Here is a 19389-nt window from a genome sequence, read left to right on the forward strand (position 1 = left end):
CCTGCCTATAGCCATAGGAATATTAATGGCTTCTGGACAGATAAAATATAAAGAATTAGATGATTTTATAATATTTGGTGAGCTTTCTTTAAGTGGTGATTTAAAAGGAATAAAAGGTGCACTACCTATAATATTAGAAGGTGTTAATAAAGAAAAGAGAAATTTTATTTTCCCCTTAGAAAACTTAAGAGAAATTGCTGAAAATGGAGAAGGAAATTTTTATCCATTTAATAATTTAAAGCAAGTAATAACTTACATAACTAATGATGATTTATTACCTTATAAAGAAAATATACATAAAGAAAAGGTAGGTAAATGCAAAATAAATTATAGCGAAATTATAGGTCAGTTAGAAGCTAAGAGAGCAATGGAAATAGCTGCAGCTGGTAGACACAATATCTATATGTTTGGTTCACCAGGTGTAGGTAAGACCATGCTAGCAAATGCAATTACTTCAATCCTACCACCTTTAACTAAGAATGAAGAGATGGAAGTTGCTAAAATATATAGTATAGCAGGGTTTAGTAGGGAAATGGAAACATTAGATATTCCTTTTAGAGCACCTCATCATACCATAACAAAATCTGCACTGATTGGTGGAGGAAGAGAATTAACCTTAGGAGAAATAACTTTAGCCCATAACGGAGTACTATTTTTAGATGAAATTTTAGAATATAAAAGAGAAATTTTAGAACTGTTGAGAAAGCCTATGGAAGAAGGTTATATCAGCATAACTCGTCAACATGAAAGGTTTATCTTGCCAAGTAAGTTTCTTTTAATATCTGCTAGTAATCCATGTCCTTGTGGAAACTGGATGAGCACTGAAGGAAAAAAATGCAAATGTACAGAAATGGAAATTCATAAATATATAAATAAGCTATCTAGTGCAATAATAGATAGAATGGATTTATTATGCTTTATTCCAAGAGTACGACCAGAGGAACTTTTAAATGGCAATGAAAAATATACCTCAGAAAAAATGAAAGAAAGGATTCTTTCAGCAATAGAGAGAGCAAGTTATCGCTTGAAGGATACAGATTATAGATATAATTCAGAAATAGTTGGAAAGGATATCTATAGATTATGTAGTATTACAAGCAAAGCAAGAAGAATTTTAGAAAAGTGTTATATGAGTTATGGCATTTCTTTAAGAGCTTATGGAAAGATTATTAAGGTAGCAAGAACCATGGCAGATTTGCAAGAAGAAGAAAAGATAACTGAAGATAATATAATTGAAGCCCTTGGGTATAGAAAAAATATTTTTGGAGAAATCGTATAGAGGTAGATATGAATAAATATGAAATACGCTTTGCATTAGCAAATATAAGCAATAAAATTAAGCTTAAATTATTACAAATGTATAATAATGAAGAAAATATTTATAATAATATTAATGAAATTCTTAAATCAGATATGATGAGCCTTAAAGATAAGGTAAAATTTAAAGAGCACTCATATGAAGATGAAATGAATTTTCTAAAAGCTTTAAATGACAATTCTATTGAAATTGTAAAAATAACAGAAAAACACTATCCAGAAAAACTAAGAAATATAGATAATCCACCTTATATATTGTTTTATAAAGGTAAGCTTTCTTTAGCTTACGATAATATGATTGCTGTTGTAGGTTCAAGAAAGAGTAGTATATATGGATTAGATGTTACAAAATATCTGGCAAGAGAAATTTGTCGGGTAGGTTATGGAGTAGTAAGTGGGGTAGCTTATGGCATAGATACGGCAGCTCATAAAGAAGTGCTTATAAGTGGTGGGAAAACCATTGGAGTCCTAGGTTGTGGATTAGATATAATATATCCTAAAAGTAATAAAAAGCTTTATGAGGAAATATATAATAATGGATTGTTAATTTCAGAATTTCCTATGGGAGTGCAGCCGATGCCTTATAATTTTCCACGTAGAAATAGGATAATTAGCGGCCTGAGTAGTGGTGTTATCGTTGTTGAAGCATCAGTGAAAAGCGGTTCTTTAATTACAGCAAATTTAGCTTTAGAACAAGGAAAAGATGTGATGGCTATTCCAGGATCAATTTTTAGTAACACAAGTAGGGGGTGTCATCAATTGTTGAGAGATGGCGCGAGAATTTTTACTGGTTTAGAGGATTTACATTCCTTTCTTAATGTAACTAAAAAAGAAAGTGAAAAAACAATAAAAAACCACAGTAGAAATTTAATAATGACAGTTATAAAAAATGAACCAATACATTTTGATAAAATATTTGAAAGTGTAAATATTGACAGGATAGCTTTATATGAGTTATTATTTGAAATGCAAAATAAAAATGAAATTATTTGCCTTCCAGGCAATTATTATGCAAAGTTAAGTTAGGATTTAAGGGGGTGCAAACTCCTAGTAATTTTTTTAGGAGTATTAAATATGGGACAAAATCTTGTTATAGTAGAATCACCTGCAAAGGCAAAGACTATCAGTAAATATTTAGGCAAGAATTACATAGTCGAAGCTTCTATGGGACATGTAAGAGATTTACCTAAGAGTAAATTAGGTGTTGATATAGAAGACAATTTTACGCCAAAGTATATAACAATTAGGGGAAAAGGTGAATTAATAGATAAATTAAGAAAAGCTGCTAAAAAAGCAGATAAGATATATCTGGCAACGGACCCTGATCGTGAAGGGGAAGCAATTTCCTGGCATTTAGCATATATATTAAAAATATCAGAAGAGGAAAATTGTAGAATAGTATTTAATGAAATTACCAAGTCCGCTGTTAAAGCTTCTATTAAAGAGGCTAGAAAGATAAATGTAAATCTTGTTGATGCACAGCAGGCAAGAAGAATTTTAGATAGATTGGTAGGTTATGAAATAAGCCCAATTTTATGGAAAAATGTAAAGTGGGGATTAAGTGCAGGTAGAGTGCAATCAGCTGCTTTAAAGCTTATATGTGATAGAGAAGAAGAAATAAAAGCGTTTATTCCTAAGGAATACTGGACTGTTGATTGTTCATTAAAGAAGGAAAGAAAGAAATTCCCTATTAGACTTACACAGCATGAAGGAAAGAAAATTGAGATAAAAAATGAAGAAGAAGCTAAAAAGATTATTAATGACTTAGAACAAGGAAACTTTGTAGTTAAGACAGTTAAGAAAGGGAAGAGGATGAAGAATCCATTACCTCCATTTACAACTAGTACACTACAACAAGATGCTTCTAAAAAATTAAATTTTATAACTAAGAGAACCATGTCTATAGCACAAGCATTATATGAAGGTGTAGAAGTTAAGGGATATGGAACTGTAGGGCTTATAACTTACATGAGAACAGACTCTGTAAGAATATCTGAGGAAGCTCAAGGAAAGGCCGTAAATTTCATAAAGGATAATTATGGTGATGAATATGTGCCAGAGCAGCTTAGAGTATATAAAAGCAAAAAGAATATACAAGATGCCCACGAAGCTATTAGACCATCATATATAGAAATAACTCCTGAAATAGCTAAAGTTAGCTTGACACCAGAGCAATATAAATTGTATTCATTAATATGGAAGAGATTTGTAGCAAGCCAAATGTCTTCATGTGAATTAAGTACAAATAGCATAGACATAATGAATGGAAGCTATAAATTTAAGGCTTCAGGTAATACAATAAAGTTTGATGGATTTATGAAGATATATGATTACTTAACAGAAGCTGATGAAGAAGATGTTGTTTTACCAGAATTACAGGAGGGTGAGGAATTAAAACCTGCTAGCATAGAAGGGAAACAACACTTTACACAACCACCAGCAAGATATACTGAAGCATCATTTGTAAAGCTACTTGAAGAAAAGGGAATAGGAAGACCAAGTACTTATGTTCCAACAATTTCTACATTATTAAGTAGAGAATATATAGTAAGAGAAAAGAAAAATCTTATGGCAACGGAGCTTGGATTTATAGTAAATAATATTCTTTCTGAATACTTTAAGCAAATAGTTGATGTTGATTTTACAGCTGCTATGGAAGGTAAATTAGATAATATTGAAGAAGGTAGCGAATATTGGACTAATGTTGTTGAAGAGTTCTTTGCTCCTTTAAAAGTTGCCATAGATAAAGCTGAAAAGGAAGTATCTAAAGTAGTAATTGAAGATAAAGTAAGTGATATTCCATGTGATAAATGTGGTAAAATGATGGTGATTAAACATGGAAGATACGGTGATTTTCTTGCTTGTCCTGGATATCCAGAATGTAAGAATGCAAAACCCATAGTTGAAGAGCTTGATGTAGATTGTCCTAAATGTGGAGGAAAAGTTCTTGTAAAGAGAAGTAAGAAAGGTAAAAAGTTCTTTGGATGTTCTAATTATCCTGAGTGTGATTTTGTAAGTTGGAATGAGCCAGTTAAAGATAAATGTGAAGAATGTGGTAGTTACATGGTATTGAAATATAGCAAAACAAAAGGTAAATATGCACAATGTTCTAATTCAGATTGTGGTAATATAAAGATAGTAGAAGAAAAAGAAAATTAGTAAAAAGTCGATGACATAAAATCATATCCAAAATGTCGAATATGTATTAAAAATGTTGAAATAGATTTTTGAATGTGATAGTATCAAAGAAGTAAGATAGTGGTGGATGAGGAGGATGATTAAATGTCATCGTTATTAAGTAAAACTAGAAGATTGAATCAGATTCTTCAAAAAAAAGGAACGGATCCAGTCTCATTTGATGATATATGTGCACTTTTAAGTGATGTATTATCATGTAATGTTTATATACTTGAAAAGTATGGTAGAGTTTTAGGGCATACGTTTTGTAAAGATTTTGAATGTGATATAATGAAAACATATGTTTTATCAGATAATAGATTACCAGTTGAGTATAATGACAAAATTTTAGATGTTACTGAAACAGTAGCAAATTCAAAGTCAAAAGGCACTTGTGTTTTTAAAGATGCTGGTGAATGTCCTATGGAAGAAAAGATATCAACAATAGTCCCTATACTAGGAAATAGAGAAAGATTAGGAGCTCTACTTTTAGCTAGATTTGGTGAAGAGTTTAATGATGATGATTTAGTAATCGCTGAATATAGTGCAACAGTAGTTGGTATGGAAATATTAAGAGGACAACAAAATGAAATTGAAGAAGAAGCTAGAAGTAAGGCAGTGGTTCAATTAGCAATAGGTACATTATCATATTCAGAGCTAGAAGCAGTAGAACATATCTTTAATGAATTAGGAGGCACAGAAGGATTATTAGTTGCGTCTAAAATTGCAGATAAAGTTGGAATAACTAGAAGTGTTATTGTAAATGCATTAAGAAAGTTTGAAAGTGCTGGAGTAATTGAATCAAGATCTTTAGGAATGAAGGGAACTCATATAAAGATATTAAATCCTAAATTATTAGATGAGTTAAAGAAAATAAGATAATGTTAAAATGCAGTTGACTTTAGTAGCAACTGTATTTTTTTTAAAAGAAAAAATGTAAAATGTCATATTAAGTAGAAAAACAGTATAAAATATAATGAAAACTTTTATTTAAAAAGATGTTGCCACAAATATGTAGCTGTGATATACTATCAGAGGTAACAAAATACACACACTATTGTAGTTAAAAAGTCGGTGCTTGTTTTAACAAGTAGCTTTTTAGCAATGCGAGTAGTGGAGGTAAAAACCAGGAGGTAGAAAAATGTCAGTAATATCAATGAAACAATTATTAGAAGCTGGTGTACACTTTGGTCACCAAACAAGAAGATGGAACCCTAAAATGGCTCCTTATATATTTACAGAAAGAAACGGAATATATATAATAGATCTTCAAAAAACAGTTAAAAAAGTAGAAGAAGCTTACAACTTCATAAGAGAAGTATCTTTAGAAGGAAAAGACATTCTTTTCGTTGGAACTAAGAAACAAGCTCAAGAAGCTATTCAAGAAGAAGCTATAAGATCAAACATGCACTTTGTAAACAATAGATGGTTAGGTGGAATGTTAACAAACTTCAAAACTATCAAAACTAGAATTGCTAGATTAGAAGCTTTAGAAACTATGGAACAAGATGGAACTTTCGATGTATTACCTAAGAAAGAAGTTATAAAATTAAAAGGTGAAATGGAAAAATTACAAAAAAACCTTGGTGGTATAACTAACTTAGACGTTAACAATATTGGAGCAATGTTCGTTGTTGACCCAAGAAAAGAAAAGAATGCTATTTCAGAAGCTAAAATATTAGGAATCCCAGTTGTAGCTATAGTTGATACAAACTGTGATCCAGAAGAAGTTGATTACGTAATACCAGGAAATGATGATGCAATTAGAGCTGTTAAATTAATAACTGCTAAACTTGCTGATGGTATAATAGAAGGAAGACAAGGCGAACAATTAGCTGAGTAATTTTTTGAAAAAAGGTAGGTGAAGTTAACTTCATTTACCTTTTACCCTAAGAAAAATGGTTTACATTTAATGTTTTAAGGAGGAATTGATTATGATAACTGCAAAATCAGTTAAAGAATTAAGAGAAATGACTGGAGCAGGGATGATGGACTGCAAAAAAGCTTTAGTACAAACAGAAGGAGATATAGAAAAAGCTGTTGAGTACTTAAGAGAAAAAGGATTAGCTGCTGCTGCTAAAAAAGCTGGTAGAGTTGCTGCTGAAGGTATAGTTAAAACTTTCGTTTCAGCTGATAAGAAAACTGCTGGTATGGTAGAAGTTAACTGTGAAACTGACTTCGTTGCTGCTAACGAAGAGTTTGTTTCTTTCGCTGACAAAGTTGCAGAAATGGTAGCTAACACTTCAGCTGCAAACGTTGAAGAATTATTAGCTGAAAAATTCGATGGAGAAGCTACAGTTCAAGAAACTTTAACTGCTTTAATAGCTAAGTTAGGTGAAAACATGACTGTAAGAAGATTTGCTAAATTCAACATCGAAAAAGGAGCTGTTGCTAGCTACATCCACGGTGGTGGAAGAATCGGTGTTATGGTAGAAGTTGCTTGTGACACTGAAAGCGAAATATTAGAAGAAGTTGCAAGAGAAGTTTGTATGCAAGTTGCTGCTGCAAACCCATTATTCTTAAGCAAAGAAGAAGTAGATAGCGAATCATTAGAAAAAGAAAAAGAAATCTACAGAGTTCAAGCATTAAATGAAGGAAAACCAGAAAATATCGTTGAAAAAATGGTAAATGGAAGAATTCAAAAATACTACAAAGAAGTTTGTCTTTTAGATCAAGCATGGGTTAAAGATGGAGATAAGAGCATAACTAAATATCTTCAAGAAAAATCTAAAGAAGTTGGTTCTCCAATAACAGTAACTAGATACTCTAGATTTGAAAGAGGAGAAGGAATCGAAAAGGTTGAAGAAGACTTTGCTGCTGAAGTAGCTAAGACTATGGGATTACAATAATGCCAAGAGAGAACACTTTAGTGTTCTCTCTTTTTTAAAGATATAAATTGAGGAATGCAGGAGGAATTAGAATGGAAAAGTGTACCTATAAAAGAGTTATGTTAAAGATTTCAGGTGAAGCATTATCAGGTACAAATGGATTTGGATTTGATTTTGATACTATTAGTAGAATAGCTAAAGAAGTTAAAGAGATAGTTGATATGGACATAGAAGTTGGTCTTGTTGTAGGAGGGGGAAATATCTGGCGTGGTAGAAGCAGTGAAGGAATGGACAGAACTACAGCTGACCATATGGGAATGTTAGCTACTTGTATTAATGCTTTAGCACTTCAAGATGCTCTAGAAGGTATAGGAGTTAAAACAAGAGTTCAGACTGCAATAGAAATGAAGGAAATTGCTGAACCATTTATAAGAAGAAGGGCAGTAAGACATTTAGAAAAAGGTAGAGTTGTAATTTTTGGAGCTGGTTCAGGAAATCCATATTTCTCAACTGATACTGCAGCGGCATTAAGAGCAGCAGAAATTGAAGCTGATGTAATTTTATTAGCTAAAAATGTTGATGGTGTATATGACAAAGATCCAAATAAGTTTTCAGATGCAAAAAAATATGATACACTAACATATATGGAAGTGATTGAACAAGGATTACAAGTTATGGATACAACAGCTACAACTTTATGCATGGATAATAATATTCCAATATTAGTATTCGGTATTGAAGCTGATGGAAATATTAAAAGAGCCATGTTAGGTGAAAATATTGGTACAATAGTATCTAAAAAATAGGAGGTTAATATGATTAAAGATGTTATTAAAGTAGCAGAAGAAAAGATGCAAAAAACTATTTCAGTTTTACATTCAGATTTATCAACTATGAAAGCTGGTAGAGCAAACCCAACAATGCTTGATAGAATTCAAGTAGATTATTATGGAAGCCAATGTCCATTAAATCAAGTTGCTAATGTATCAGCACCAGAACCAAGAATGTTAGTAATAACACCATGGGAAAAATCTTTATTAAAAGAAATAGAAAAAGCAATATTAAAATCAGATTTAGGAATAAACCCTTCAAATGATGGTGCTATTATCAGATTATTAGTTCCAGAACTAACAGAAGAAACAAGAAAAAATATTGTGAAAAATGTAAAAAAAGCTGGAGAAGATGCTAAAGTTGCATTAAGATCTATTAGAAGAGATGCTAACGAAAAAATAAAGGCTTTAAAGAAAGATGGGCATATTTCTGAAGATGAAGTAAAGAAAGCTGAAGAAAATGTTCAAAAAGTTACAGATAAATTTGTAAAAGAAATAGATACAGTAATAGCAGCTAAAGAAAAGGAAGTTATGTCAGTATAAAAAAACCTGCTTTGCAGGTTTTTTTCCTATATAACATAAAATTGGAGGAAATTATGATTAATTTATTTAAGCCTAAGAAAAATGGAAATGATTTAGAGTTAAAGATAGATAAAGATAATCTTCCAGAACATATTGCAATAATAATGGATGGCAATGGGAGATGGGCAAAGAAAAGAAATCTTCCAAGAACAATGGGACACAAGGCTGGAGTAGAAACAATTAGAAAAGTTATTAAAGAAGCCGATAGAATTGGAATTAAATATATAACTTTATATGCTTTTTCTACTGAGAATTGGAGACGTCCAGAGGAAGAAGTAACAGCTCTAATGAAGCTATTGGTACAATACTTAAAATCAGAAGTTAAAGAACTTCATAAAAATGATGTAGTTTTAAGAGTTTTAGGTGAAATAGATAAGTTACCAAAGGAATGTGAAAGAGAAATAAAAGAGGCTATTGAGCTTACAAAAAATAATAAAGGCTTGATTCTAAATATTGCTTTTAATTATGGTGGTAGAGATGAGATAGTAAGAGCAATAAGATTAATTGCTGAAGAATATAAGGATAATAACATTAATATTGAAGATATTAATAATGAGTTAGTAAATAATTATCTATATACAAAAGATTCACCAGATCCTGATTTAATTATAAGACCTTCAGGAGAGCAGAGATTGAGCAATTTCTTATTATGGCAATGTGCTTATTCAGAATTTTGGTATTCTAATGTCTGCTGGCCAGATTTTACAGAGTTAGATTTACAAAAAGCTATATACGACTACCAAAATAGAGATAGAAGATTTGGAGGAGTATAAATAAGAGGTGAAAAGATGAATATAAACAGTAGGTATATAGGAGCCTTAGTCATAGCTCCATTATTAATATTTATATTATTAGGAGGATTACCACTAAAAATATTCACAATTGCATTATCTATTTGTGGGCTATATGAGTTTTATAATGCTTTAAGAGCTAAAAAGATTAATGTAATATCAGTAATAGGATATGGATTATTGGTAGTGTATTATCTTATTGATAATAACTTTGAAATAATGATGCATGTACTAGTACTGGCAACAGTATTGGCTTTAATTATTCCAATAGTTACTTTAAAATACTCTTTTATTGATGTAGCAATATCAATTTTAGGATTTATTTATGTGGCAATACTATTTAGTTTTATACCATTAGTTAGTGAAAAGACGAATGGTAATTTTTTAGTTTGGCTTATATTCTTAGGATCATGGCTAGGAGATACAATGGCTTATTATTCAGGAAGAACATTTGGTAAGAGAAAGATTGCTCCAAAAGTTAGTCCTAAAAAGACTGTTGAAGGATTAATAGGTGGAGTATTAGGTGCAACATTAGGTTGTGGAATATATGGAATAGTCATAAGTAAATATGGAGTAGGAATAAATGTTATGCATTTCTTCTTGATTGGCGCTATTTGTGGAATGATGGGATTATTTGGTGACTTAGTTGCATCATCAATTAAAAGATATGTAGGAATAAAGGATTATAGTAATTTAATACCTGGACATGGTGGTATTTTAGATAGATTTGATTCTATTTTATTTAACGCTGTAGTAGTATTTTACTATTTAACATTTATTGTGGGAATATAAGAAAGCAGTAGGTTTACTACTGCTTTTTTACATGGGAAAATATCATTAATGTTCTTTCTAAATAATATAATTTTAATATAAATGTTAAAGGAGAATGTTATGAAAACTATAGAAAAATATAATAAAATACTTCTTCTTATAGAACTATTTGCAATTTTTACAGTAATAACATTAGGTATTAAATATTATTTTAAGCCATTTATAATAATAATTATTATGCTGATTATAGGAAGGTCTTTTTATGATTTTTTTCTAAAGTTTAATATTTCAAAGCGAATTTCTGGTGCATTAAGTATATTGTTGATAAATGTAATGTTTTTTTGTTTTGCATTTTACTTTGGCAACGAATTTATAGATATATTAAAGAAGATATATAATAATCATGCTGAAGGCTTAATAATATTAGAAAAAAATATTAAGTTGCTTTTTGGCATAGATATTGAAAAAATATTACAAAGAGCTCTAAAGAACATAACAAGTAATATATTAACAGCTGGTGCTAGCATAACAGGTGAAGGGCTTCTTGCATATATAATTGGAAATATTACTGTGTATTTTTTGTTGGTGGATAGAGAAAATGTAAGAGAACTACTATTGAAGGTAGTTCCAATCAATATTTTTTCTAAGATTTCAGAAAAGAAAAATAATTTAAGGCAGGTAATAAAAATTGAACTTATCCTAGTATGCGTAACAACTACTATAATAATAACTGGTTTTAGTATCTTACATATTCCCAGTGGATTTTTTTTAGGAATACTATGTGGAATATTAGATATTTTACCATATGTGGGAACAATAATTGTTTTTATACCAATTATAATATACAATATAGTAGTAAAAAAATATTTAATTGTAATAGGAATGATATCTCTATATATTCTTTCTCAGCTTATAAGAGAGATTTTAGAACTAAAATTTTTAAGCTCTAAATTAGAGATTCATCCGTTAGCTATAATGTTATCTATATATATTGGTGCTGAAATTTTTGGTTTTATAGGGATTTTAGTAGGACCAATATATTGCTTAGTAGCGAAAGATATACTTTATGGTTAGAAACATAGGAGGCAAATATGAAGAATATATCAATTTTAGGGGCTACAGGTTCTATTGGGACACAAACATTAGATGTAATAAGAAAATCATCAGGAACAATAAATTTAGTAGCAGTAAGTGCAAATTCATCTGTAAATAAAATTATCGATATAATCGAAGAATTTTCACCTAAATATGTAGCAATGATGGACAAAAAAGCTTATAAAGAAATTAAGGAATATTGTACTAATAATCAGAAGAGTATAAATGTTTATAGTGGAATTGATGGGCTTATTAAAGTAGCATCTCTAGATGAAATAGACACAGTAGTTACATCTGTAGTAGGTATGATAGGGCTAAAGCCAACCATAGCAGCAATTGAAGCAAAAAAAGATATAGCTTTAGCTAATAAAGAAACCCTTGTAGTAGCAGGTGAAATAGTAATGAAGAAGGCTAAAGAAAATGGAGTTAAAATACTGCCTGTAGATTCAGAACATAGTGCTATCTTCCAAAGCTTAAGCGGATACTGTAATAAGGATATACATAAGATAATATTAACTGCTTCAGGTGGACCATTTAGAGGCAAGAATATAGATGATTTAAAGGATGTTACAGTTCATCAAGCATTAAAACACCCAAAGTGGAATATGGGGCAAAAAATAAGTATAGATTCAGCAACATTGATGAATAAAGGTCTAGAAGTTATTGAGGCACACTATCTATTTGAATGTAGTTATGATAATATTGAAGTTGTAGTACATCCACAAAGTATAATTCATTCTATGGTTGAATATAAAGATGCAAGTATCATAGCACAAATTGGCTCACCAGATATGAGATTACCAATACAATATGCGCTTAATTACCCTAAAAGAGAAGGAAGAATAGCAAATCCAATAAGCTTTTATGAAATAGCACAGCTTACATTTGAAAAACCTGATATGGACACATTTAAATGTCTTAAGCTTGCTTTTAAAGCAGGAAAAACTGGTGGATTAATGCCTACTATTTTAAATGGTGCCAATGAAGAAGCTGTTGCATTATTATTAGAAGAAAAAATTAAATTTTTAGATATTGCTGATTTAATTGAAGAGTGTATGGATAAGTTTAAAGAAAAAAGCAATATGGAGCTTACAATTGATAACATTATAACAGTTGATAAAGAAGTAAGAGAATATTTAAGAAAAAAAGTGAGTTAGGAGTTGAATTAATTGTATATTATAATGGCTATTTTAGGATTTAGCTTACTTGTAATAGTTCATGAACTAGGACATTTTATTATGGCTAAAGCCAATGGAATTAAAGTTGAAGAATTTTCAATAGGAATGGGACCAGAAGTTTTTTCACATAAGGGAAAAGAAACTCAATATTCATTAAGGCTTCTTCCTATTGGAGGATATGTAAAAATGATGGGAGAAGAGGAAGCTGTAGAAGATGAGAGAAGTTTTTCCAGCAAGTCACCTCTTAGAAGAATTTCAGTAATTCTTGCAGGTGCATTTATGAATGTGGTTTTTGCCATACTTATATTTGCTTTATACTTTAGTAATGTTGGATTTTCTAAAAATGTTGTAGATAGTGTTATGGATAATTCTCCAGCACAAGAAGTAGGTCTTCAAAAGGGAGACATCATAACAAAAATTAATGGAGTAAATGTTAGAACGACTGATGACATTCTTTTAGAAGTTCAATTAAGTAAAGGAAAATCTCTAGATTTAGTAGTTAATAGAGATGGAAAGAAATTAGATTTAAATGTAACTCCTAAGCTTGATGAAGCTAGAGGATCATATTTAATGGGATTTTATTACGAAAGAGTAACTAATCCAACTATAGGTGAAAGTTTAAAATACACTTATAATTATACAATAACTATGGTAAAGCAAACTTATAAAAGCTTAAAGCTATTAGTTACTGGTAAGTTAAATTTAAAAACTGATGTAGGTGGACCAGTTACTATCATAAGAATGTCTGGTGAAGCAGCAAAAAGTGGTATTCAGACATTAGCTTATTTCTTAGGTGTAATAAGCATTAACTTAGCAGTATTTAATTTATTACCATTCCCAGCACTTGATGGCGGTTGGGCTATAATATTATTTATTGAATTAATAACAAGAAGAAAAGTACCAGATAAAGTTGTAGGGGTTATCAATTATGTAGGATTTATGATACTTATGGGATTAATGGTTGTAGTTACACTGAAAGATATTATTTTCCCAGTTAAGCTTTAGGAAAGGATAATTAAAATGGAAAGAAAAAAGACAAGACAAGTGAAGGTTGGAGGAGTTTTACTTGGTGGAGATGCCAAGGTATCAATTCAATCTATGACTAATACAGATACAAGAGATGTTGAAGCAACATTAAATCAAATAAGAGAACTGCATATTGCAGGATGTGAAATAATAAGATGTGCAGTACCAGATATGGAAGCAGCTGAAGCTTTAAAAGAAATTTGTAAATACTCACCAATGCCAGTGGTGGCAGATATCCATTTTGATTATAGATTAGCATTAAAGGCTATAGAAAATGGTGTATCAGCTTTAAGATTAAATCCAGGAAATATAGGAAGTATTGACAGAGTGAAGATTGTTGCTAAAGCAGCAAAAGAAAGAAATATACCTATTAGAATTGGAGTAAATTCTGGTTCTTTAGAAAAAGAAATCTTAGAACGTGATGGAAAGCCAACAGCAGAAGGATTAGTTGAATCTGCTATGAATCATGTTAAGATTCTTGAAGAAGTAGGATTTTACGATATAGTAATTTCAATAAAATCTTCAGATGTCCCAATGATGATAAAAGCATATAGACTTATGAGTGAAAAATGTGATTATCCTCTTCATTTAGGAGTTACTGAATCAGGAACTGTTTTCAGAGGTACCATTAAATCAACATTAGGTATAGGTACTTTATTGGCAGAAGGAATAGGTGATACCATAAGGGTATCACTTACCAGTGATCCAATTGAAGAAATAAAGGTTGCAAAGGAAATGCTTATTGCATTGGGCTTAAGAAAGCAAGGAATGCAGTTTGTTTCATGTCCTACATGTGGAAGAACACAAATAAACCTTATTAAAATTGCAGAAGAAGTGGAAAAGCGTTTAGAGAATTGCAATAAGAATATAAAGGTTGCTGTAATGGGATGTGTTGTAAATGGACCTGGAGAAGCTAGAGAAGCAGATATTGGTATAGCTGGAGGCAATGGAGTTGGATTAATCTTTAAAAAGGGAGAAATCCTAAGAAAAGTTAAAGAAGAGGATCTTGTTGAAGAGTTGCTTAAGGAAATAGAAAATTTATAGAAAGAAGAGGCATATATGACAATATGCCTTTTTTCTATAAATAATGACAGTAATAAGCTAAATTATGTTGACTTACATATATATTGAATGTAAAATTACTTTGTTAATAAAATAGCGAAAGAAATAGGTGAAATTGTTATGATTAATTTAATTGCAGGATGTACAGATAATAAATTTGTACAGATAATAGGTATATTATGTGCCTTTTTTGGAACGTTCCTAGCATTAAAGTATTTAAGTAGCATGCTTCCTAAAGATGCAGGAAGAGAATTTGCACATGATGGAAAGAAATCAGCAGGAAAACCAAGAGGTGCAGGACTTATATTTATCTTGGCTTTTGGTATAGTAGCTATGCTATTTGGAAAGCTTAATTGGGAAATTTTGATATACCTTGTGCTTACCATAGCTTCTATGTTAACTGGATATTTGGACGATGCATCAAAAAATCCTTGGGGAGAGTTTAAAAAAGGAGCATTAGATTTATTAATTGCATGTTTAGTTGCTGGAACTTACTTAGCATTTAATGGAAGTGAAATATTTATTAATATTTTAGGTGAAAGTATTGTTTTAAATCCAATAGTATTCTTTATATTAGCAGTTATACTTGTGTGGGTATCTATAAATGTAACCAATTGTACTGATGGTGTAGATGGATTATCAGGAACTTTATCAGTTATTACTTTATTCACTATTTATTTATTAGAGAGTGTTAAAGGAACAAATTCAGCTATTAATTACATTACATTGATTCTAATAGTTTGCGTACTTGCATATCTTTGGTTTAACGCTACACCTAGTAAGCTAATGATGGGTGATGCTGGTTCTCGTGCATTAGGTATATTTATTAGTATTGCAATACTTAAAACAGGAAGTCCTCTATTATATATTCCAGTGGCTTTAATGCTTATAATCGATGGAGGATTAGGGCTAATTAAAATATCATTTAGAAGATTTTTAAAAATTGAAATATTAAATAATATAAGAACTCCAATACATGACCAGGTACGTAAGAGAAATGACTGGTCAAATACACAGGTAGTTTTTAGATTTGCAATAATACAAATAATAATCTCATTTTGCGTTATTTATTTGATAAAATAGTAATAAAAGCTTGGCGTATTTTAGCCAGGCTTTTATTTATAAATTCATTGTATATGATATTTTTTTATTTTCCAGATAAGACTTATATTGTTTATAAATATTTTAGAGGAAAAGCTTAAGAGAAGTGATATAATAGATAGTTGAAATGAGTTTAACAAAAGAGAGTGGAGTAAATATGATAGTTAATACTTTTATACCTAAATATATGGGGAAATTTAAATGTATCGGATCAGAATGTACGGATACATGTTGTGCTGGATGGGATATCAATATAGATGAAAATAGTTTAGAGAGATATAAAAATAGTACAGGCGTTTTAAAAAGATTAGTTGATGGTAAATTTTTAGTTGGTGATACAAATGATGATTTCTTTAATGCTGGATATATGATATTAAAGGATGGTAGTATGTGTCCATTTTTAAATGAGAATATGTTATGTGATATTCATGGAGGTGTAGGTGAAGAGAATTTATGTATAACTTGTAAAAGCTATCCGAGAATTTTTAATATTGTTGATGGAATTTATGAAAAAAGTGCCTTGGCTTCTTGTGAAGAAATATGCCGTTTAGCCTTAATGAGTAAAGAAAAGATGGAGTTTATTGAAGTGGATGAAAACTTAGATGAAGATAATATTGAAATTAGAAGGATAATTGATACAGAAGCCTTTGCAGGAACAGAGAGCATGATTCAATACTTCTGGGAAATGAGGATATCATCAATAAATATAATTCAATGCAGAGAATATTCTATAGAGGAAAGATTAAATATATTAAAAGGCTTTTATGGTGAAATAGAAAAGTTAAGATTGGAAGATGACTTTGAGAGTATTGAAGATATTTTTGATGAGTCTACCAATGGAACTTTAAACTATCAAAAGTATCTACAAGAAAGCATCAAAGCAGATAAGAAGTTTAGTTTTACTATTGGAGATGATAATTTAATTGCTATGATTAGAAGCCCTAGGTTGAAAAAATATGCAGAGGACTATAAAAACAATATATTATTAAATATTGAGGAAGAGGCATTTAGGGATTTATCTGAAAAAGTAGATGCAATATTAAAAGAAAATGATTATATAGTAGAAAACTATTTGGTAAATCAGATATTTAAAGATTTAATTCCTTTTAATAAGGGAGAAGATATGATGGCAAGTGTCAACGTACTAATTAATACATATAAGCTTATAAAGGAATATCTGAAGGGAAGAATATATAAGAGCAAAGAAAGGATTATGGCAGAAGATGTTGTTAGTGTCATACAGGCCATTAGCAAGGACTTAGAACATAATAAAGTTTTAAATAAAATAATAAATTATAAAGCTTAATATTAATCAGCATTGTTTTTTTATGCTGATTTTACTTAAATTAAAAGCAATAGTAATGTACAAGTAAAGAAATGCATAGAGTTATAAAGGAAGAAAAAATAATGGTGTTTAAGAGATTAAAAAGAACAAATATATTTAAAATCATTACTTCTCTTTATTTTTTCCTATAGTATTAACGATTATCCTAAAAGAAGAATAAAATATTAATAATAAGTTAGATATGTTTATTTAAAAGAAATAAGAATTATACTTAATGAAAGCTTTAAATAATAAAAGGAATTTTACAATTTCTTTATTTAAGTTAGTTGAAAATAAGGAGTGAATAAAGAAATTAAGGGTTTAAAATGGAAAGTTTAATAGACTTTAATATTTTGAAAAATTCACATTTATTTAGAAAAATGGAACCTTTAGAAAAAGGATGGTCAAATGATAGGAAATATATTATATACACAAGTGATAATAAAAAATTATTGCTGAGGATTTCAGAAATATCAAAATTTGATGAAAAATTAAAAGAAAGTGAAATTATCAGAACAATTTCAAGAGTATGCCAAAATACACCAAAGTTTATTGATTTAAAAATTAGTGGAAATAAGATATTGCAGCTATATACCTTTATAGAAGGAGAAGATGCATTAGAATCTATAGGTAGATACTCAAAGGAAGAACAGTTTAACCTTGGAATAGAGGTAGGAAAAACTTTAAAGAAGATACATGAAGCTGAGAAAATAACTGATGCTAAGAGAATTATAGAGATGCAAAAAGAAAGAATAATAGAAAGAACAAAGGCTTATGAAAATTCAATATATTATAGCTATGAAGACCAAGGACTTATAAAATATATTAAAGAAAATATTGAAATTTTAAATTCAGCCAAAATAGCTCTATGTCATGGTGATTATCATTTAGGCAATATGATAATTAATAATAATATATACATTATTGATTTTAATAGATTTAATTATGAAGATATATATAAGGATTTTATCCCCATGTGTGCTTTTACCAGGGGAGAAAGTATTGAATTTGCAAAAGGCCAACTTAAAGGCTATTTTGAAGAGTATATCCCAGTAGATTTCTGGCAGAGATTAAAGCTTTATCTAGCATATTCAAGCCTATATTCAATTTTATGGGCTGAAAATTGTTCAAATGAAGAAGTTGAAGCAATGATAAAGAGAAAGAAAATGGTTTATAATGATTTTACAAAATCATCTTTTGATTCTCCTTGTTGGGTGAATAATTAAGAATAGGCAGTTTAAAAAACTGCCTATATTTTTTATATTATTTTATGGTGATTATAATATGCGAAAATGCAATAATTCAATATCTGAAGAAATAAAGTTTTCTTTAACAGGTTCTTTTTTCATTAAATCTGTAGAAACATATTTTTTATTATCATCAGGAAAAACGGTAATAGCTGCTCCTTTAAAATTATTCATTTCTAAGGACTTAACAGCACCTAAAAAGTTAGCACCAGAGGAAATACCTACACCAAGACCAAGAACTTTAGAAAGTTTTTGAGCCATTATTATTGAATCGCCATCATCAACACTTATAATTTCATTTAAAGAGGCAAAATCTAAAATTGGTGGAACAAATTCGTCAGATATACCTTGAATCCTATGGTCACTTATGTGTGTTCCTGTTGATAGTGTTGGAGAATTAGCTGGCTCTAGAGGATAAATTCTAATGTTTTTATTTTTTTCTTTTAAGTATTTACCTATTCCCATAACAGTACCACCTGTACCAACACCAGCAACAAAGATAGATGGAATGATATGTCTTTTTCTTAAGGAAGAATAGATTTCAGGACCAGTTGAGTAGTAATGAGCATAAATATTATCTACGTTGGTAAATTGGCTTGGAAGAAATATATCAGAACAAAGTTTGCTACACTGTTCAATTAATGAAATACATTTTAGAAATCCTCCATCTTCCTTGGAAACTAAATGTAAGGTTGCATTGAAGCTTTCTAATAATTTTATTCGTTCAGTGCTGAGCCAATCAGGCATATAAATATGGACATCATGATTTAGATAGGTACAAATGGCTGCAAAGGATATGCCTGTATTACCACTGGTAGCTTCTGCAACAATATCTTTTTCTTTAATTTTACCAGCTAAATAAGCTTTTTTTATTATATATAAGGCAACTCTATCTTTAATACTTCCAGTATAATTGTAATATTCAATTTTAGAATAAATCTTTAAAGGTCTATCTTTATATTTAAAGGTAATTTCAATTAGTGGAGTGTTGCCTATAAGTTTTTCTAGATTGCTAATTTTATTTAAGATAGATTGCATAAAAAACTCCTTTATTTTAAAT

The 19389-nt window shown here is 29.9% G+C and carries 18 protein-coding genes; 17 read left to right on the forward strand and 1 reads right to left on the reverse strand.

Annotation, left to right across the window (positions count from 1 at the left end; translation table 11 throughout):
• The 17 genes from Q5O29_RS07430 to Q5O29_RS07510 all read left to right on the forward strand — a co-directional run.
• A partial coding sequence (locus tag Q5O29_RS07430) for a YifB family Mg chelatase-like AAA ATPase (RefSeq protein ID WP_302631902.1) occupies positions 1-1279 on the forward strand: 1279 nt, incomplete at its 5' end.
• Between the two features lie 8 nt (positions 1280-1287).
• Positions 1288-2343 (forward strand): DNA-processing protein DprA, encoded by a 1056-nt coding sequence (dprA, locus tag Q5O29_RS07435; RefSeq protein WP_022212329.1) that lies wholly within the window; start codon positions 1288-1290, stop codon positions 2341-2343.
• Positions 2344-2391: 48 nt separating this feature from the next.
• The gene (gene topA / locus Q5O29_RS07440) at positions 2392-4476 is read left to right on the forward strand and encodes a type I DNA topoisomerase (RefSeq protein WP_022212330.1); all 2085 of its coding nucleotides are present in this window, start codon (positions 2392-2394) and stop codon (positions 4474-4476) included.
• Positions 4477-4599: 123 nt separating this feature from the next.
• Entirely contained in the window at positions 4600-5376 is a 777-nt protein-coding gene (codY, locus tag Q5O29_RS07445) for a GTP-sensing pleiotropic transcriptional regulator CodY (RefSeq protein ID WP_022212331.1), read from the forward strand.
• Between the two features lie 259 nt (positions 5377-5635).
• The gene (rpsB, locus tag Q5O29_RS07450; RefSeq protein ID WP_022212332.1) at positions 5636-6337 is read left to right on the forward strand and encodes a 30S ribosomal protein S2; all 702 of its coding nucleotides are present in this window, start codon (positions 5636-5638) and stop codon (positions 6335-6337) included.
• 91 nt (positions 6338-6428) lie between these two features.
• Complete coding sequence (tsf, locus tag Q5O29_RS07455; protein WP_022212333.1) at positions 6429-7343, forward strand: translation elongation factor Ts; 915 nt, start codon at positions 6429-6431, stop codon at positions 7341-7343.
• Positions 7344-7414: 71 nt separating this feature from the next.
• A complete protein-coding gene (gene pyrH / locus Q5O29_RS07460) occupies positions 7415-8128 on the forward strand; it encodes a UMP kinase (protein WP_022212334.1) in 714 nt (237 codons plus the stop codon).
• A gap of 9 nt (positions 8129-8137) precedes the next feature.
• Entirely contained in the window at positions 8138-8695 is a 558-nt protein-coding gene (gene frr, locus Q5O29_RS07465; RefSeq protein ID WP_022212335.1) for a ribosome recycling factor, read from the forward strand.
• 53 nt (positions 8696-8748) lie between these two features.
• Positions 8749-9507 (forward strand): isoprenyl transferase, encoded by a 759-nt coding sequence (locus Q5O29_RS07470; protein ID WP_022212336.1) that lies wholly within the window; start codon positions 8749-8751, stop codon positions 9505-9507.
• Positions 9508-9522: 15 nt separating this feature from the next.
• A complete protein-coding gene (locus Q5O29_RS07475) occupies positions 9523-10317 on the forward strand; it encodes a phosphatidate cytidylyltransferase (RefSeq protein ID WP_022212337.1) in 795 nt (264 codons plus the stop codon).
• Between the two features lie 99 nt (positions 10318-10416).
• The gene (locus tag Q5O29_RS07480; protein ID WP_022212338.1) at positions 10417-11370 is read left to right on the forward strand and encodes an AI-2E family transporter; all 954 of its coding nucleotides are present in this window, start codon (positions 10417-10419) and stop codon (positions 11368-11370) included.
• Between the two features lie 17 nt (positions 11371-11387).
• Positions 11388-12548 (forward strand): 1-deoxy-D-xylulose-5-phosphate reductoisomerase, encoded by a 1161-nt coding sequence (gene dxr, locus Q5O29_RS07485; RefSeq protein ID WP_022212339.1) that lies wholly within the window; start codon positions 11388-11390, stop codon positions 12546-12548.
• A 12-nt stretch (positions 12549-12560) separates the two neighbouring features.
• The gene (gene rseP, locus Q5O29_RS07490; protein ID WP_022212340.1) at positions 12561-13574 is read left to right on the forward strand and encodes an RIP metalloprotease RseP; all 1014 of its coding nucleotides are present in this window, start codon (positions 12561-12563) and stop codon (positions 13572-13574) included.
• Positions 13575-13589: 15 nt separating this feature from the next.
• Positions 13590-14639 (forward strand): flavodoxin-dependent (E)-4-hydroxy-3-methylbut-2-enyl-diphosphate synthase, encoded by a 1050-nt coding sequence (gene ispG, locus Q5O29_RS07495; RefSeq protein ID WP_022212341.1) that lies wholly within the window; start codon positions 13590-13592, stop codon positions 14637-14639.
• A gap of 138 nt (positions 14640-14777) precedes the next feature.
• Complete coding sequence (locus tag Q5O29_RS07500; RefSeq protein WP_022212342.1) at positions 14778-15740, forward strand: hypothetical protein; 963 nt, start codon at positions 14778-14780, stop codon at positions 15738-15740.
• 175 nt (positions 15741-15915) lie between these two features.
• Positions 15916-17064 carry a flagellin lysine-N-methylase gene (fliB, locus tag Q5O29_RS07505; protein ID WP_022212343.1) on the forward strand — a complete coding sequence of 383 codons (1149 nt, stop codon included), beginning with the start codon at positions 15916-15918 and terminating at the stop codon, positions 17062-17064.
• 344 nt (positions 17065-17408) lie between these two features.
• Positions 17409-18308, forward strand: a complete 900-nt coding sequence (locus Q5O29_RS07510) for an aminoglycoside phosphotransferase family protein (RefSeq protein WP_022212344.1) — start codon at positions 17409-17411, stop codon at positions 18306-18308.
• A 51-nt stretch (positions 18309-18359) separates the two neighbouring features.
• On the opposite strand, the gene Q5O29_RS07515 is transcribed toward Q5O29_RS07510, so the two are convergent.
• Complete coding sequence (locus tag Q5O29_RS07515) at positions 18360-19367, reverse strand: PLP-dependent cysteine synthase family protein (RefSeq protein WP_022212345.1); 1008 nt, start codon at positions 19365-19367, stop codon at positions 18360-18362.
• Positions 19368-19389: the final 22 nt, after the last annotated feature.

The organism is Clostridium sp. CAG:265, from assembly GCF_000436575.1.
In the GTDB taxonomy this organism is placed as follows: domain Bacteria; phylum Bacillota; class Clostridia; order Clostridiales; family Clostridiaceae; genus Clostridium; species Clostridium lentum.

Bases quoted from the DNA above. Each gene is read 5' to 3' on its own strand.
- dprA (WP_022212329.1), top strand. From the start codon at position 1,288: ATGAATAAATATGAAATACGCTTTGCATTAGCAAATATAAGCAATAAA.
- frr (WP_022212335.1), top strand. From the start codon at position 8,138: ATGATTAAAGATGTTATTAAAGTAGCAGAAGAAAAGATGCAAAAAACT.
- pyrH (WP_022212334.1), top strand. From the start codon at position 7,415: ATGGAAAAGTGTACCTATAAAAGAGTTATGTTAAAGATTTCAGGTGAA.
- tsf (WP_022212333.1), top strand. From the start codon at position 6,429: ATGATAACTGCAAAATCAGTTAAAGAATTAAGAGAAATGACTGGAGCA.
- codY (WP_022212331.1), top strand. From the start codon at position 4,600: ATGTCATCGTTATTAAGTAAAACTAGAAGATTGAATCAGATTCTTCAA.
- ispG (WP_022212341.1), top strand. From the start codon at position 13,590: ATGGAAAGAAAAAAGACAAGACAAGTGAAGGTTGGAGGAGTTTTACTT.
- Q5O29_RS07515 (WP_022212345.1), bottom strand. From the start codon at position 19,367: ATGCAATCTATCTTAAATAAAATTAGCAATCTAGAAAAACTTATAGGC.
- Q5O29_RS07500 (WP_022212342.1), top strand. From the start codon at position 14,778: ATGATTAATTTAATTGCAGGATGTACAGATAATAAATTTGTACAGATA.
- Q5O29_RS07510 (WP_022212344.1), top strand. From the start codon at position 17,409: ATGGAAAGTTTAATAGACTTTAATATTTTGAAAAATTCACATTTATTT.
- fliB (WP_022212343.1), top strand. From the start codon at position 15,916: ATGATAGTTAATACTTTTATACCTAAATATATGGGGAAATTTAAATGT.
- Q5O29_RS07480 (WP_022212338.1), top strand. From the start codon at position 10,417: ATGAAAACTATAGAAAAATATAATAAAATACTTCTTCTTATAGAACTA.
- rpsB (WP_022212332.1), top strand. From the start codon at position 5,636: ATGTCAGTAATATCAATGAAACAATTATTAGAAGCTGGTGTACACTTT.
- dxr (WP_022212339.1), top strand. From the start codon at position 11,388: ATGAAGAATATATCAATTTTAGGGGCTACAGGTTCTATTGGGACACAA.
- Q5O29_RS07475 (WP_022212337.1), top strand. From the start codon at position 9,523: ATGAATATAAACAGTAGGTATATAGGAGCCTTAGTCATAGCTCCATTA.
- Q5O29_RS07470 (WP_022212336.1), top strand. From the start codon at position 8,749: ATGATTAATTTATTTAAGCCTAAGAAAAATGGAAATGATTTAGAGTTA.
- topA (WP_022212330.1), top strand. From the start codon at position 2,392: ATGGGACAAAATCTTGTTATAGTAGAATCACCTGCAAAGGCAAAGACT.